This is a genomic window from Cryobacterium tagatosivorans, assembly GCF_004402215.1.
Taxonomy (GTDB): Bacteria; Actinomycetota; Actinomycetes; order Actinomycetales; family Microbacteriaceae; genus Cryobacterium; species Cryobacterium tagatosivorans.
Genome location: NZ_SOEZ01000061.1, coordinates 16,643 through 31,352, shown reverse-complemented (window position 1 = coordinate 31,352; position 14,710 = coordinate 16,643). Strand labels below are relative to the sequence as shown.

11 protein-coding genes and 1 tRNA gene are annotated in these 14,710 nt (G+C 68.0%); 10 read left to right on the top strand and 2 right to left on the bottom strand.

What is annotated here, in order from left to right:
* Window positions 1-332: 332 nt before the first annotated feature.
* Both E3O23_RS12855 and E3O23_RS12850 read left to right on the top strand, forming a co-directional pair.
* Window positions 333-1,574 (top strand): type I restriction-modification enzyme R subunit C-terminal domain-containing protein, encoded by a 1,242-nt coding sequence (locus tag E3O23_RS12855; RefSeq protein ID WP_134491591.1) that lies wholly within the window; start codon window positions 333-335, stop codon window positions 1,572-1,574.
* A 219-nt stretch (window positions 1,575-1,793) separates the two neighbouring features.
* Entirely contained in the window at window positions 1,794-2,381 is a 588-nt protein-coding gene (locus E3O23_RS12850; RefSeq protein WP_134491589.1) for a hypothetical protein, read from the top strand.
* Between the two features lie 233 nt (window positions 2,382-2,614).
* Here the strand turns inward: E3O23_RS12850 and E3O23_RS12845 are convergent.
* Together E3O23_RS12845 and E3O23_RS12840 are read right to left on the bottom strand one after the other, a co-directional pair.
* A tRNA-Arg gene (locus E3O23_RS12845) sits at window positions 2,615-2,689 on the bottom strand.
* A gap of 63 nt (window positions 2,690-2,752) precedes the next feature.
* Window positions 2,753-3,385, bottom strand: a complete 633-nt coding sequence (locus E3O23_RS12840; protein ID WP_134491588.1) for an iron ABC transporter ATP-binding protein — start codon at window positions 3,383-3,385, stop codon at window positions 2,753-2,755.
* A 46-nt stretch (window positions 3,386-3,431) separates the two neighbouring features.
* On the opposite strand from E3O23_RS12840, the gene argS reads away from it, so the two are divergent.
* From argS to prfA, 8 genes are all read left to right on the top strand, one after another.
* Window positions 3,432-5,108, top strand: coding sequence for an arginine--tRNA ligase (argS, locus tag E3O23_RS12835; RefSeq protein ID WP_134491587.1), 1,677 nt, complete (start codon window positions 3,432-3,434; stop codon window positions 5,106-5,108).
* Between the two features lie 2 nt (window positions 5,109-5,110).
* Window positions 5,111-5,872 carry an LmeA family phospholipid-binding protein gene (locus tag E3O23_RS12830; protein WP_134491586.1) on the top strand — a complete coding sequence of 254 codons (762 nt, stop codon included), beginning with the start codon at window positions 5,111-5,113 and terminating at the stop codon, window positions 5,870-5,872.
* Window positions 5,873-6,024: 152 nt separating this feature from the next.
* Window positions 6,025-7,497: a diaminopimelate decarboxylase gene (lysA, locus tag E3O23_RS12825; protein WP_420897671.1), complete on the top strand. Its 1,473-nt coding sequence runs from the start codon at window positions 6,025-6,027 to the stop codon at window positions 7,495-7,497.
* A complete protein-coding gene (locus E3O23_RS12820; protein ID WP_134491583.1) occupies window positions 7,494-8,828 on the top strand; it encodes a homoserine dehydrogenase in 1,335 nt (444 codons plus the stop codon). The genes lysA and E3O23_RS12820 overlap by 4 nt, the downstream gene beginning before the upstream one ends.
* Complete coding sequence (gene thrC, locus E3O23_RS12815) at window positions 8,828-9,934, top strand: threonine synthase (RefSeq protein WP_420897670.1); 1,107 nt, start codon at window positions 8,828-8,830, stop codon at window positions 9,932-9,934. Before E3O23_RS12820 ends, thrC begins: the two co-directional genes overlap by 1 nt.
* Window positions 9,931-10,884 carry a homoserine kinase gene (gene thrB, locus E3O23_RS12810; protein ID WP_134491582.1) on the top strand — a complete coding sequence of 318 codons (954 nt, stop codon included), beginning with the start codon at window positions 9,931-9,933 and terminating at the stop codon, window positions 10,882-10,884. The genes thrC and thrB overlap by 4 nt, the downstream gene beginning before the upstream one ends.
* A 366-nt stretch (window positions 10,885-11,250) precedes the next feature.
* Window positions 11,251-13,599 carry a transcription termination factor Rho gene (rho, locus tag E3O23_RS12805; RefSeq protein WP_134491581.1) on the top strand — a complete coding sequence of 783 codons (2,349 nt, stop codon included), beginning with the start codon at window positions 11,251-11,253 and terminating at the stop codon, window positions 13,597-13,599.
* Window positions 13,599-14,678, top strand: a complete 1,080-nt coding sequence (gene prfA / locus E3O23_RS12800) for a peptide chain release factor 1 (protein WP_092321665.1) — start codon at window positions 13,599-13,601, stop codon at window positions 14,676-14,678. The genes rho and prfA overlap by 1 nt, the downstream gene beginning before the upstream one ends.
* Window positions 14,679-14,710: the final 32 nt, after the last annotated feature.

Sequence of the window (14,710 nt, the reverse complement as noted above, 5' to 3'; positions counted from 1 at the left end):
CCGAGTTCAACGATGACTTCGTCACGGACGGGCACGTACAGAGTTACGGACGGTGGGTCAGCCACGGCTTCAAGGATGTTGTGCCCAGCCCGGGCGACGCCTGCCGCGGCAACGTGGCGTTTGGGGAGTAAGTCGCCGATCCGACGGCCCAAGTCATCTGTGCTAAACGCCCCGGACAGCGAACACGGCGCTCACTGTGTTGTTCGAAGCGTCAGTTCACTGGGTTTGCGTCGGGCACGAACGGCCACTTCCGGGAAGGACCGGGATGATTCTTCAACCATCTCGGTCCTTCTTCCCTGACTCTCCGGGTCGTACATGAACTCGCAGAGTTCATGCGAGCAACGGCAGGCCACCGCGATCTTCCTCGCCCACTCGACCGCGTCCTCGCGCGTCGGCAGCTCCAGCACGGTGAACCCGCCCTTGAGGGCGCTGCCCCGACGCCCGCCACAGCACCCCTGAGGCAGCGTCTGTTCAAGGCTCGCGTCAAGCGGCTCGCCGCCATCGACAATGCTGGTACGCCGGATACGACCGAGGTCGCTTTGCGTGAATCGCTCGCGGCCGGGCTCCACGACATCGTTGCAGGCATGAACCGAAAAAACTTCCTCGTGCGCAGGCACCTGCGCGAAGTCGAGCGATTCGCGGAACCCGCGACTTGGCTGAATCCGTCGCCGACAGATCTGGACGACGCGGCCGATCACCTGTCCGACCTCCCCTCGGCAGTCCACGCCAACGACACCGACGAAGAGGCGAAACGATTTGACCTCCTCGCGTTGCGTGCGCAGTTGGGGGTCGTCGACAGCGACCCGGCGAACCTCGCGGCGTTTGCTGCTGCCCGGAAGCGCATTCAGGAGATCGCAAGTGCGCTGGGAGACCAACGCAATATCCCGGTCGTGATGCAGAATCTCGAACTCATCGATGCCGTCGCGAGCGACGTATGGTGGGACGGCATCACACTCAACCTGCTCGAGCTAATGCGTCTCCGGCTTCGCGGGCTCGTGCGTCTGGTCGACAAGTCAAAGCAGGCCATCGTCTACACAGATTTCGAAGACACCCTCGGAGAGTTTGAGGCACTCGAACCTCGTATCGTCACTCCAGGTCTGGATCGGGAACGGTTTAGAGAGAAGCTGTTCGCATTCCTGCGTGAACACGAAGACCAAGTCGTTCTGCACAAGCTGCGGACTGGCCGCCAGCTCACCGCACTCGACCTTGCAGAGCTTGAACGTATTCTCACCGAAACCGGCGGGTTCACTGCCGCCGAGATCGCGGCAGGTGCTGCGGAGGCCCAGGGACTTGGTCTGCTGATTCGTTCGGTCGCGGGGATGGAACGCGCGGCCGAGGTCGAAGCGCTGGGCGCCTTCGTGGGGGACACGACCCTCACGGGCAACCAGCTCGCCTTCGTGAACCTAATCATCGAGCAGCTCACCCAGCGCGGTGCCGTCCCAACTCGACTGCTTTACGAGGCGCCCTTCACCGATTTTGCACCAAAGGGTCCCGATGAGCTGTTTACAGACGCTCAGGTCACACAGCTTGTCGATGCACTTCACCGAGTCACTGCAACCGCGGCCGCGTCGTAGGTTGCGAAACAGCGAGATGAAACATTGGACAGCGGAGGCCACGAGCGCATTCTCGTCGTCATTGCCTGTAGCGGGCGCACTCATGATCGGTTCTCGCCGGTGGCCACTTCATCGTTCTGACTGCGGCACGTTCCAATGCTGATAGCGCCTGTGTCGCTTCACCGGGATGACCACTTGCTCGGATGCCCAGTTCTCTCTGCGGGACGATCTGTCGGCTACATGCTTACGCGTAGGCGAAATGCCTGGCACAGCACAACGATCAACCAGTACTTCTCAACAGAACCCCTGTTTACTGACCTGGCCGCTGCAGAACGTGCCGCGGAGAAACGAAGAGAACGAGGAACGTACTTCGAGATTGATGCAGGGCCTGTGCTGGTGTGTGACCTCGGAGATAGCAGTCTGGTCGTCTCGCACCTGAACACTTCCCAACCGTTCGCGAATTGGACGGCGCCCCGCCATCTAACGGAGGGTGACACGCCGGTTACCGGTCTTGACCTCGTCAAGTCGTTTGGCGAGCTTTACTTTCGCGATGCCGAATCTGGGTGGCCACTCCACGCAGGCCAGCCGACCGTGATCGTTGGAATCGTCAGTTCCTTTTCCCTATCGATCGACGTTGGCGACGCACCGTTTACGGTGCGCCGATCGGAAGTCGAGGCAGGAGAGATGTACTTCACAGAGGTGCGAACTGACGTGATTGACACGACGGCAGTGGCCCGCATCGCCGAAGAGCTGGGCCGAATTGTGACGATGCGAAACGAGCCCGACAACAGGGAGCCTGGAGAAGATTACTTTCTCGACGGCGACTGAACCGCAGCTGCCCGGTCGAGTTCAGCTGCGATGCACAGAGCGGCGGACTCGAACGTACAACGGAGTTGGCAGCGTGTAACGCCCGTGAATTCGGCACGCGGGACTCGAGCGCACTAACCGCACTGTCTCGCTGCCACGAGAGCCCGATGGCTTAGAACGACGACAAACGCCCGCAAAACATCGTTTGTCCGAGAAGCGTGGCGAAAGTCCGAAGTAGCGTGTCACGTGACACCTGGTGCCCCCAGGCAGATTCGAACTGCCGCCCCTGCCTCCGGAGGGCAGTGCTCTATCCCCTGAGCTATGGGGGCCAGGTTCGCTACTACGTTACCAGCATCTGAGGGCCGCTCCACCGCACCGCAGGCGCCGGGAGCCTAGGGCAGGTGGGAGACCGCGGCGGCGATCAGCGGCTCGGCGTCGCCGGGCTCTCCGAACTCGACCGAGCTGGCGACGACCCAATACTTGCCGGTGAAGACCTGGGCTTCGCCCTTTCCGCCGGATGCGGTGAAGTACCCCTCGACGTCGACGCCGGTGCCGTACGTCGGCACGGGGGTGCTCGCCGACACGGCCTGATTCTTCAGGTCGGTCAGCACGGATGCGCTCGGCTGGGCGACCGAGATCTCGATCACGTCGCCGCTGGTCTGGTTGAGCCAGCTGCAGGCGACTCCCTGGTAGGAGACCGCGACCGCGGCGGCGCTGCCGCCCGCCGGCTTGTAGCCCGGGGCCGCTCCGAAGTTCGGGTTGAAGGCGTAGACGTCATCGGGGGTGAGGACCTCGTCGCAACCGAGCGTGACCGCGGTGGCCGGGTCTTCCGTGGCGGTGGGCGTCGGCTCGGCGCTGGCGGCCGGCGTTGTGGTCGGCGCGGCTGTGGACGACGCGCTCGGCGTGGGGGCGGCGCCCGGTGCGCAGCCGGCGAGAACGATCAGGGCGAGCGCCCCGGTGGCCAGGGCGGAGCCGGAGCGAACACGGCGGGCGCGGATGGATGCAGGCAGAGGCGAGAGGGTCACGGGCTGACCCTACCAACAGGGATGGTGGCCGGTAGGATGGATCGCCGTGACCCCTGCTGAGCTTTCTCAATCCCTGTTCGACCTCGTCATCCGCTTGATCGAGCGTCGACGCGCGGCCGGCAGCGCCGGCCCCGAGATCGAACTGAGCGTCGCCGACGTCGTCCTCGAACGGCCCAGGAACCGCGACCACGGAGACTGGGCGTCGAGCATCTCGATGAAGATCGCCAAGGCGCTCGGCTCCAACCCGCGCGAGATCGCCGGCGAGCTCGCCGCCGGGCTCGAACAGGTCCCCGGCGTGGCGTCCGTCGAGGTCGCCGGCCCCGGCTTCATCAACATCCGCCTCGAAGCGGCAGCCGCGGGCGCGCTCGCCAAGGCGATCGTCGATGCCGGCGAAAGCTACGGCACGGGATCGGCCTACGCGGGCATCAAGATCAACCTCGAGTTCGTCTCGGCCAACCCCACCGGGCCCATTCACATGGGCGGTGTCCGCTGGGCCGCCGTCGGCGACAGCCTCGCCCGGGTGCTCAAGGCCGAGGGCGCGGATGTCACGCGCGAGTACTACTTCAACGACCACGGCTCACAGATCGACCGGTTCGCCCGCAGCGTGCTCGCCAGCTACCTGGGGGAGCCCACGCCGGAGGACGGCTACGGCGGCGCGTACATCTCCGACATCGCCGGCAAGGTCGTCGAACTCTACGAGGGCGACCTCGCCGCGCTGCCCCGCGACCAGCAGCAGGAGGTCTTCCGCTCGATCGGCGTCGACCTCATGTTCACCGAGATCAAGGAGAAGCTGCACAGCTTCGGCGTCGACTTCGACGTGTTCTTCCACGAGGACTCCCTGCACGAGTCCGGTGCGGTCGAGCGCGCGATCGAACGCCTGCGCGAGCAGGGCCACATCTTCGAGTCCGAGGGCGCCATCTGGCTGCGCACCACCACGTTCGGCGACGACCGCGACCGCGTCATCATCCGTTCCAGCGGCGAACCGGCGTACATCTCCGGCGACCTCGGCTACTACCTCGACAAGCGCGAGCGCGGCTTCGACCAGAACCTGGTCATGCTCGGCGCCGACCACCACGGCTATGTCGGCCGGCTGATGGCGATGACCGAGGCGTTCGGCGACATCCCGGGGCAGCACCACGAGATCCTGATCGGGCAGATGGTCAACCTCGTCCGCGAGGGCGAGCCGGTGCGGATGAGCAAGCGCGCCGGAACCATCGTGACCCTCGACGACCTCGTCGACGCCGTCGGGGTGGATGCCGGACGGTACGCGCTCGTGCGCTCCAGCAGCGACTCGCAGGTCGACATCGACCTCGACCAATGGGGCAAGCGCACCAACGACAACCCGGTCTTCTACGTTCAGTACGCCCACGCCCGCACCCGCTCGGTCGCCCGGAACGCGGCGACCTCCGGGGTGGAGCGCACGGCGTTCGCGCCGGAACTGCTCACCCACGACTCGGAGTCGGCGCTGCTCGGAGTGCTGCAGGAGTACCCCCGCATCGTCGCGCTGGCCGCGGAGCTGCGCGAGCCGCACCGCATCGCCCGCTACATCGAAGAGCTCGCCGGCTACTACCACCGCTGGTACGACAACTGCCGCGTCATCCCGCTCGGCGACGAGCCCGTGACCGACCTGCACCGCACCCGGCTGTGGCTCAACGATGCCACCGGCCAGGTCATCCGCAACGGCCTCGGCCTCCTCGGGGTTTCGGCGCCGGAGCGGATGTAGCGATGGCGGGCAAACGCCGGGGCATCGGCGAGCTCGTCATTACGGCCGTCGTGCTGCTCGGGCTGGTCGCCGCCTTCGTCATCGTCGACGCGCGAGTGCGCGCCTACGCCGAGGAGCGCGTCTCGACCGAGATCGCGGCCAACCTGCCCGAGGGAGCCAGCGGAGACATCGACGTGTCGATTGGCGGCGCCTCGGTGATCGCCCAGTACCTCGCCGGGAGCTTCGACCGGGTTGTCCTGGATGCCCCGCGGTTCGCCGTCGACGGCGTTTCGGCGGCCGTGCACATCGTGGCCGAGGTTGTGCCCGTGGACTACGAGTCCACGCCTGTCGGCGCGGTCACGGGCAGCATCGACTTCGGGGAGGAGGCGCTCAATGCCCTCCTCGCGTCCGGCGGAAACACCGGCGACGCCGAGCTCGCCCTGGGGGGAGGCGAGGTGAGCTACTCGGGCACGTTCGCGATCTTCGGACTCGAGCTCGGTTACCGGGCCACGGCGACCCCGAGCACCTCAGCGGACAGCCTGCTGTTCACGCCGACCGACGCCGAACTCACAACCGGTGCCGGCTCCGTCGACCTGACCAGCGCCCTCCCGCTCATCCTCGGCCAGAAGCCCCTCGCCATCTGCGTGGCCGAGTTCCTGCCGCAGGGCGTCGAGCTCACCGGGGTGAACGTAACACCCGAGCGCGCACGCATTAAGCTGGAGTCGAGCACGCTGATGCTCACCCGGCAGTCGCTCACCACCCTGGGCTCCTGCTCGGCCGGCTGATTCGGCACGCACACCACGCGTTCGCTAGAATCTGCGGTACTCGCCCCCAACGTTGACGGCGACTTCTCCTCCCTGGCTCCAGGGACCAATCCGGGTTCGCTCGCCGCCGAGTGAGACACACACACACTCGACTTGCAATGAGGTTTTCACTCGTGGCCACCAATCCGCTCGCCCCCGACTGGCTCAGCCTGCCCGGCGACGCCAACGCGCTCGGCGAGGGACTCTGGCCGTCGACGACGACGCGCAACGCCGACGGCGAGCTGGTGATCGGTGGTGTGACCGCTTCCGCGCTCGCGGCCGAGTTCGGCACCCCGCTCTACGTCATCGACGAAACGGATGCCCGCGGCCGCGCGGCCGAGCTCCGCACGGCCTTCGAGGCCGAGTTCGCGCGCATCGGCACCTCGGCGCGGGTGTACTACGCCGGCAAGGCCTTCCTCTCGACCGAGGTCGCCCGCTGGATGGTGGCCGAGGGCCTCAACATCGACATCTGCACCGGCGGCGAGCTCGCCGTGGCCCTGGCCGCCGGCGTCGACCCGGCCCGGCTCGGCTTCCACGGCAACAACAAGTCACTCGCCGAAATCGACGAGGCCACCCGGGTGGGCGTGGGCACGATCATCATCGACAGCCCGATCGAAATCGACCGTGTCGCCGCCGCCGCCGCGCGCCACGGCAGGGTCCAGGCCGTGCGCCTGCGCGTGAACAGCGGGGTGCACGCCCACACCCACGAGTTTCTGGCAACCGCGCACGAGGACCAGAAGTTCGGTGTCGTGCTGGAGGACGCACCTCGCCTGGTCGCCGCCATCCGCGCCGAGGAGAGCCTGCGCTTCCTCGGGCTGCACTGCCACATCGGCTCGCAGATCTTCGGCGTGGACGGGTTCGCCGAGTCGGCGGCCCGGCTCCTCGCCGTGCATGCCGGCCTCCTCTCCGACGGCCCCGTCCCCGAACTCAACCTGGGCGGCGGGTTCGGCATCGCCTACACGTCCGCCGACACGCCCACCCCGATCCGCGAACTCGCGGCGGGGCTGGCCGACATCGTGTCCGCCGAGTGCCGGCGCCGCGGCATCCCGGTTCCTGCGATCGCCTTCGAACCAGGGCGAGCCATCATCGGGCCGGCCGGGGTGACCCTGTACGAGGTCGGCACGATCAAGCCGGTCGACGTCGGCGGGGCAACCCGGCTGTACGTGAGCGTCGACGGCGGGATGAGTGACAACGCCCGCCCGGCGCTCTACGGAGCCGACTACTCGGTGCGAATCGCCGATCGCGTCTCCCGCGCGGCTCCGGTGCTCGTGCGCGTCGCCGGCAAGCACTGCGAAAGCGGCGACATCGTCGTGGACGCCGACTACCTCCCCGCCGATGTGGCACCGGGCGACCTTCTCGCGGTGCCGGCGACCGGTGCCTACTGCTGGTCGCTGTCGAACAACTACAACTTCCAGGGCCGGGCTCCCGTGGTCGCGGTGCGGGATGGCGCGGCGCGCGTGCTCGTGCGCGGCGAGAGCATCGCGGACCTGCTGGCGCGCGACACCGGGGTCTCGACAGGCTCGACCGCCGACGGGGTCTCGACAGGCTCGACCGCCGACGGGGTCTCGACAGGCTCGACAACCGAACAAAAGGACATTCTCCGATGATCGAATACCGCAACCTGCGCGTTGCCCTGCTCGGCGGCGGCTCCGTCGGCGCCCAGGTGGCGCGACTGCTGCTCGAGCAAAAGGAGGAGCTCGCCAACCGGGTGGGCGCCGGGCTCGAACTCGTCGGAATCCTGGTGCGCGACGTCAACGCCGAGCGCACGGTCGACCTGCCGCAGGAGCTGTTCACGACGGATGCCGAAGCCCTCATCCTCGGCGCGGACGTGGTGATCGAGCTCATCGGCGGCCTGGAGCCCGCCCGCAGCTACATCCTGATGGCCATCAACTCGGGCGCGGATGTCGTCACCGCCAACAAGGCGCTGCTCGCCGCCCACGGTCCGGAGCTGTTCGAGGCGGCCGACCACGTCGGCGCCCAGCTCAACTACGAAGCCGCCGTCGCCGGCGCGATCCCGATCGTGCGCCCGCTGCGCGACAGCCTGGCCGGCGACCAGGTCAACCGCATCCTCGGCATCGTCAACGGCACCACGAACTTCATCCTCGACCGGATGGACGTCGCCGGCGACACCCTCGAGGAGGCGCTGGCCGTGGCCACCGAGCTCGGTTACGCCGAGGCCGACCCGACCGCCGACATCGGCGGTTACGACGCCGCCCAGAAGGCCGCGATTCTCGCCAGCCTCGCCTTCCACACCACCGTTCCCCTCGAATCCGTGTACCGCGAAGGCATCACCTCCGTGACACCGGAGCAGATCGAATCGGCCCGCAAGGCCGGCTACGTCGTCAAGCTCCTCGCGATCTGCGAGCGCCTGGACGACGAAGCGGGTCGCGCGGGAGTCTCGGCCCGGGTCTACCCGGCCATGGTGCCCCGCAGCCACCCGCTGGCGGCCGTGCACGGCGCCAACAATGCCGTCTTCGTCGAGGCCGAAGCGGCCGGCAGCCTGATGTTCTACGGCGCCGGCGCCGGGGGAGTGGAGACGGCATCCGCCGTGCTCGGCGACCTCGTGTCGCTCGCCCGGCGCCACGTTGCCGGCGGGCCCGGGTTCGCCGCGTCCAGCCACGCCGACCTGCCCGTCTTCGACATCGGCAGCGTGACCACCCGCTACGCGGTCACCCTCGAGGTCGCCGACGAGCCCGGCGTGCTCGCCACCATCGCGAGCGTCTTCGCCGACCACCACGTCTCGCTCGCGCTCGTGGAGCAGTCGATGACCCCCGCGCAGGCGGGAACCGCCAGCCATGCGCCCGTTTCGTCCACGGCTACCCTTGTGATTGGAACCCACGAGGCCACCGAGGCCGCGCTCGCCGCGACCGTCAAGGACCTGGCGGCCAACCCCGTTGTCACCCAGGTCGCATCCGTTTTGAGAGTTGAAGGAGTCTGATGTCCAGCGAAGACAAGTCCCGCCGGCCCGTGTCCAGGCAGTGGCGCGGCGTGCTGCACGAGTACGCGGACCGCCTGAACATCACGGATGCCACGCCGATCGTCAGCCTCGGCGAAGGCGGCACCCCGCTCATCCCGGCCGCGGCGCTCTCCGCCCGCACGGGCGCGAAGGTCTGGGTCAAGTACGAGGGCATGAACCCGACCGGGTCGTTCAAGGACCGCGGAATGACCATGGCCATCTCGAAGGCCGTCGAAGCCGGCGCCAAGGCCGTCATCTGCGCCTCGACCGGCAACACCTCGGCCTCGGCCGCCGCCTACGCGACCCACGCCGGGCTGACCGCGGTCGTCCTCGTGCCCGAGGGCAAGATCGCCATGGGCAAGCTCAGCCAGGCGATCGCCCACAACGCCCAGCTGCTCCAGGTGCAGGGCAACTTCGACGACTGCCTCGACATCGCCCGTGAGCTCGCCACCAACTACCCGGTGCACCTGGTGAACTCGGTCAACCCCGACCGCATCGAGGGCCAGAAGACCGCCGCATTCGAGGTCGTCGAGGTGCTCGGCGACGCCCCCGACTTCCACATCGTCCCGGTCGGCAACGCCGGCAACTACACCGCCTACTACCGCGGCTACAGCGAAGAGCTCGTGCGCGGCGTGACGACGAAGCTGCCGCGGATGTTCGGCTTCCAGGCCGCCGGCAGCGCCCCGCTCGTGCTGGGCCACCGCGTCGACCACCCCGAGACCATCGCCAGCGCCATCCGCATCGGCAACCCGGCCTCGTGGGAGCTCGCGATCAACGCCCGCGAGGAGAGCAACGGCTACTTCGGCGCCATCACCGATGAGAAGATCCTCGAGGCCCAGCGCATCCTCTCGGCCGAGGTTGGCATTTTCGTCGAGCCGGCCTCCGCGATCAGCGTCGCCGGTCTGCTCGAACGGGCCGAGTCGGGGCACATCCCCGCCGGCTCGACCGTCGTGCTCACGGTCACCGGGCACGGCCTGAAGGACCCCCAGTGGGCGCTGCGCACCGCGGACGGGTCGGACGTGAAGCCGACGATCGTGCCGGTCGACACCGCCGAGATCGCTTCCGTGCTGGGCCTGGTCAAGGCATGACCGTGACAAGCGCCCTGGCCGGCCGGCCGGTTCTGTCGGGCCGTTCGGTCACCGTGCAGGTGCCGGCGACCACCGCCAACCTGGGCCCGGGTTTCGACACCCTGGGCCTGGCCCTGGCTCTCTACGACCACCTCGACGTCACCGTCGTGGACACTCCGGGTGTGCTCGTCGAGGTGCACGGCGTGGGTGAGGGAGAGGTGCCGACCGACGAGACCAACCTCGTCGTCCGGGCCATCGCGCACACCTTCGCCGCGTACGGCCAGGACCTGCCCGGCCTCAAGCTGGTCGCCCAGAACGCGATCCCGCACGGGCGCGGCCTCGGATCGTCCGGCGCCGCCATCGTGTCCGGAATCGTCGCCGCGAAGGGGCTGCTCGAGGGAATCGTCGACATCGACGCCGAGGCGCTCCTGTCGCTGGCGACCGAAATGGAGGGGCATCCGGACAACGTGGCCCCTGCCCTGTTCGGCGGCCTCACGATTGCCTGGATGACGCCGGAGGGCCCGCGGCACAAGAAACTCATCGTGCATCGCGGCGTGAAGCCCCTGGTCTTCGTGCCGGAGCACGCGATGTCCACCGCGCTCGCCCGCAGCCTCCAGCCCGAGTCGGTGCCCCACGAGGATGCCGTCTTCAACGTGTCCCGGTCGGCGCTGCTCATCGCCGCGCTGATCCAGAGCCCGGAACTGCTCCTCGCGGGCACGGAGGACAAGCTCCACCAGCGCTACCGGGCCGCAGCCATGCCCGAGACCGATCGGCTGATCACGCTGCTGCGCGACCAGGGCTTCGCAGCGGTCGTCTCCGGCGCCGGGCCATCCGTGCTCGTGCTTGCCAGCGATCCGGGCCAGCGTCTCGTCGCCGCGGACCTCGTCGCCGCGCGTTCGGAGACCCCGTGGCAGGCGCTCATGCTGGCCGTGGACTCCCAGGGCGCCACGGTCACCCGCACCGACGCGTAGGGCAACTGTTGCCCATGCGGACAATTGTTGCCGGCGCACCGGGAACAGTCGTCCGCATGGGCAACAGTTGGGTTCGCTGTCGGGCGCGGCCCCCACTCGGATTGGGGGCCGCGTGTCGGGCGCGGATGCGTCGGACTGACAGGCTGGAGTGTTAGAGTCGACGTGCACCCGATAGAAACCGCGTAACGTGCGGATCTGTTCTCCGGTGTATTCCCTGTAACTCACTGCTATCGCGTCTTCCGTGCGTGGCTGTGTGGTTTACACCAATCCTTTCCATCTTCGGATTGGTTCACCCGCAGCGCGTCAGTCGCTGCAACATGTCTCCTGGTCAAGCTCATCGAGCGCCAGGCGAAAGGAACCCCCTTCGTGACCGATGTCAACCTTCGCACCTCTGGTGCGGGCTCTGCCCACCTCAACACCCTCCGCGTCGCCGAACTGCAGGCTCTTGCCGGCGAGCTCGGCCTCCAGGGTGCCTCCAAACTTCGTAAAGGAGAGCTCGTGGAAGCGATTTCCGAGATCCAGTCCAGGAACGCCGGCTCGACCGCTCCGGTGAGCCTCCCCGACGCCGTCGACGCGGACGTCGCCGAGGCCGTTGCCCAGGCTGTCGCCCAGACCGTCGTTGAGGAGCCGACCGTCGTTGAGGCGCCGCGCAAGCGAGCCTCACGTCGCGTTACCACCGCGACCGCCGCGCCGGCCGGCGCACACGTCAGCGCTGACGGTGTCCTCGACTTCGGCATCATTCTCCCCGAGGCGCCCGCCGCCAACTCCCGCAAGACCGCCGCACCGGCGACCTACGCCGGCTCGACCGACACCGATGCCGCGCAGTCGCCGGTCGCCGCGGAGAAGCCGGTTCGCCAGGCCCGCAAGCGCGCGAGCTCGGCCACCGTCAAGGCAGCCGCCGCCGACGCCGCCACCCTGGAGTCCGCGGCCGCAGAGGCAGCGCCCACCGAGGCTCCCGCAGCCGAGGCAGCAACCGAGGCAGCGACCGAGGTCGCTCCCGAGGCGGCCGCCGGCTCCGGCCGGAACGCGCGCCGCGGCCGCGGCGGCGCGCGCAACAGCATCGATGCCCGCGAGAGCATCGACGCCCGGAACATGGAAGAGCAGGAGGCCCAGCCCGCTGAGCCGACCGAGCCGACCGACCGCGCCGAGCAGGCCGAGCAGGCCGAATCGACCGACGAGTCCGAGCAGGGCGAGCAGCCCCGCCAGGGCCGCAGCCGCAACCGCAGCCGCGGCGGCGACCGCAGCCAGACGGCCGAGCGCACCGAAGACGGTGGGCGCCAGCAGAACCAGCGCCAGGCAACCACCCGCCAGGACCGCCAGCAGGGCCAGGACCGTCAGGGTCAGGACCGCCAGCAGGGCCAGGACCGCCAGCAGGGCCAGGACCGCCAGCAGACGCAGGACCGTCAGCAGGACCGTCAGCAGGGCCAGGACCGTCAGGGCCAGGACCGCAATGGTCCCGACGAGGACCTCGGCGGCCGCGGCAACCGCAACCGTTTCCGTGACCGCAAGCGTCGCGGCCCGAGCACGGGAGACGACTTCGAGCCCGAGCTCAGCGATGACGACGTGTTGATCCCGGTCGCCGGCATCCTCGACGTCCTCGACAACTACGCCTTCGTGCGCACCTCCGGCTACCTGCCGGGTGCCAGCGACGTGTACGTTTCCCTCGGCCAGGTCAAGAAGTACAACCTGCGCAAGGGTGACGCCGTCGTCGGCTCGATCCGTCAGCCGCACGAGGGCGACCAGAGCGGTCGCCAGAAGTACAACGCGATCGTCAAGGTCGACTCGATCAACGGGCTCACCGTTGAAGAGGCCGCCACCCGCGTCGAGTTCCAGAAGCTCACTCCTCTCTACCCGCAGGAGCGCCTGCGCCTCGAGACCGAGCCCGGCAAGCTGACGCAGCGCATCATCGACCTCGTCGCCCCGATCGGCAAGGGCCAGCGCGGCCTGATCGTCTCGCCGCCCAAGGCCGGCAAGACCATCGTCCTGCAGCAGATCGCCAACGCCATCGCCACGAACAACCCCGAGGTCCACCTCATGGTCGTCCTGGTCGACGAGCGTCCGGAAGAGGTCACCGACATGCAGCGCACGGTCAAGGGTGAGGTCATCGCCTCGACCTTCGACCGTCCCGCCGAGGACCACACGACCGTCGCCGAGCTCGCCATCGAGCGCGCCAAGCGCCTCGTCGAGCTGGGCCACGACGTGGTCGTGCTCCTCGACTCGATCACCCGCCTGGGACGTGCCTACAACCTGACGGCCCCGGCCTCGGGTCGTATCCTCTCCGGTGGAGTCGACGCATCCGCGCTCTACCCGCCGAAGCGTTTCTTCGGTGCCGCTCGCAACATCGAGAACGGTGGCTCGCTCACCATCCTCGCCTCGGCGCTGGTGGAGACCGGCTCCAAGATGGACGACGTCATCTTCGAGGAGTTCAAGGGCACCGGCAACATGGAGCTTCGCCTGTCCCGCCAGCTGGCCGACAAGCGCATCTTCCCCGCGGTCGATGTGAACGCATCCGGCACCCGCCGCGAGGAGATGCTGATGAGCGCCGACGAGGTCAAGATCACCTGGAAGCTGCGCCGCGCCCTCGCCGGGCTCGAGCAGCAGCAGGCGCTCGAGGTCATCCTCGGCCGTCTCAAGGAGACCTCCTCCAACGTTGAGTTCCTGATGCAGGTCCAGAAGTCGATGCCGACCCCGAACGGGTCAGACAAGGACCACTGATGTTCGAATCTGTCCTGACCCTGCTGGCTGAGCACGACGAGCTGCAGGCCCAGTTGGCGGATCCGGAATTGCACGCGAATCCGGCCCGCTCGAAGAAGGTCAACCGTCGGTATGCCGAGCTGAGCCGCATCATCGCGGCCTGGTACGAGTGGAAAGAGATCGGCGAGAACCTCGATGCCGCCCGCGAACTCGCGGACGAAGACGAGTCTTTCGCCGAGGAGATCCCCGACCTCGTTGAGGCGCAGGAGGCCGCAGCCGAGAAGCTGCGGCGCCTGCTGATCCCGCGGGACCCGCTGGACGCACGCGACGTGATCATGGAGATCAAGATGGGGGAGGGCGGCGCCGAATCGGCGCTGTTCGCCGCCGACCTCCTGCGCATGTACCTGCACTATGCGGAGTCCAAGCGGTGGAAAACCGAGATCATCGAGCAGACCACGAGCGACCTGGGCGGCATCAAGGACATCCAGCTCGCGATCAAGGGCAATTCCAGCGACCCTGCAGAGGGCGTCTGGGCGCACCTGAAGTACGAGGGCGGCGTGCATCGCGTGCAGCGCGTGCCGGCGACCGAGTCGCAGGGACGCATCCACACCTCGGCGGCCGGCGTGCTCGTCTTCCCCGAGGTTGATGAGCCCGAGGAAGTCGAGATCCACCCGAACGACCTCAAGATCGACGTCTACCGATCGAGCGGGCCCGGCGGCCAGTCGGTCAACACGACCGACTCCGCCGTGCGGATCACCCACTTGCCCACCGGCATCGTCGTGGCCATGCAGAACGAGAAGAGCCAGCTGCAGAACAAGGAAGCCGGCATGCGAGTGCTGCGCGCCCGCGTGCTTGCCCGGCAGCAGGAGGAGATCGACGCCGCGGCATCGCTGGTCCGCAAGGGCCAGATCCGCACGATGGACCGGTCGGAGCGCATCCGGACGTACAACTTCCCGGAGAACCGCATCGCCGACCACCGCACCGGCTACAAGGCGTACAACCTGGACACCGTGATGAACGGCGCCCTGGATGCCGTCATCGAGTCGTGCATCACCGCCGACGAGGCGACCCGCCTCGCCGAGATCGGCGACCACGACTAACCCGCACTCCCACCCCCGCGAAACCGCAGTTG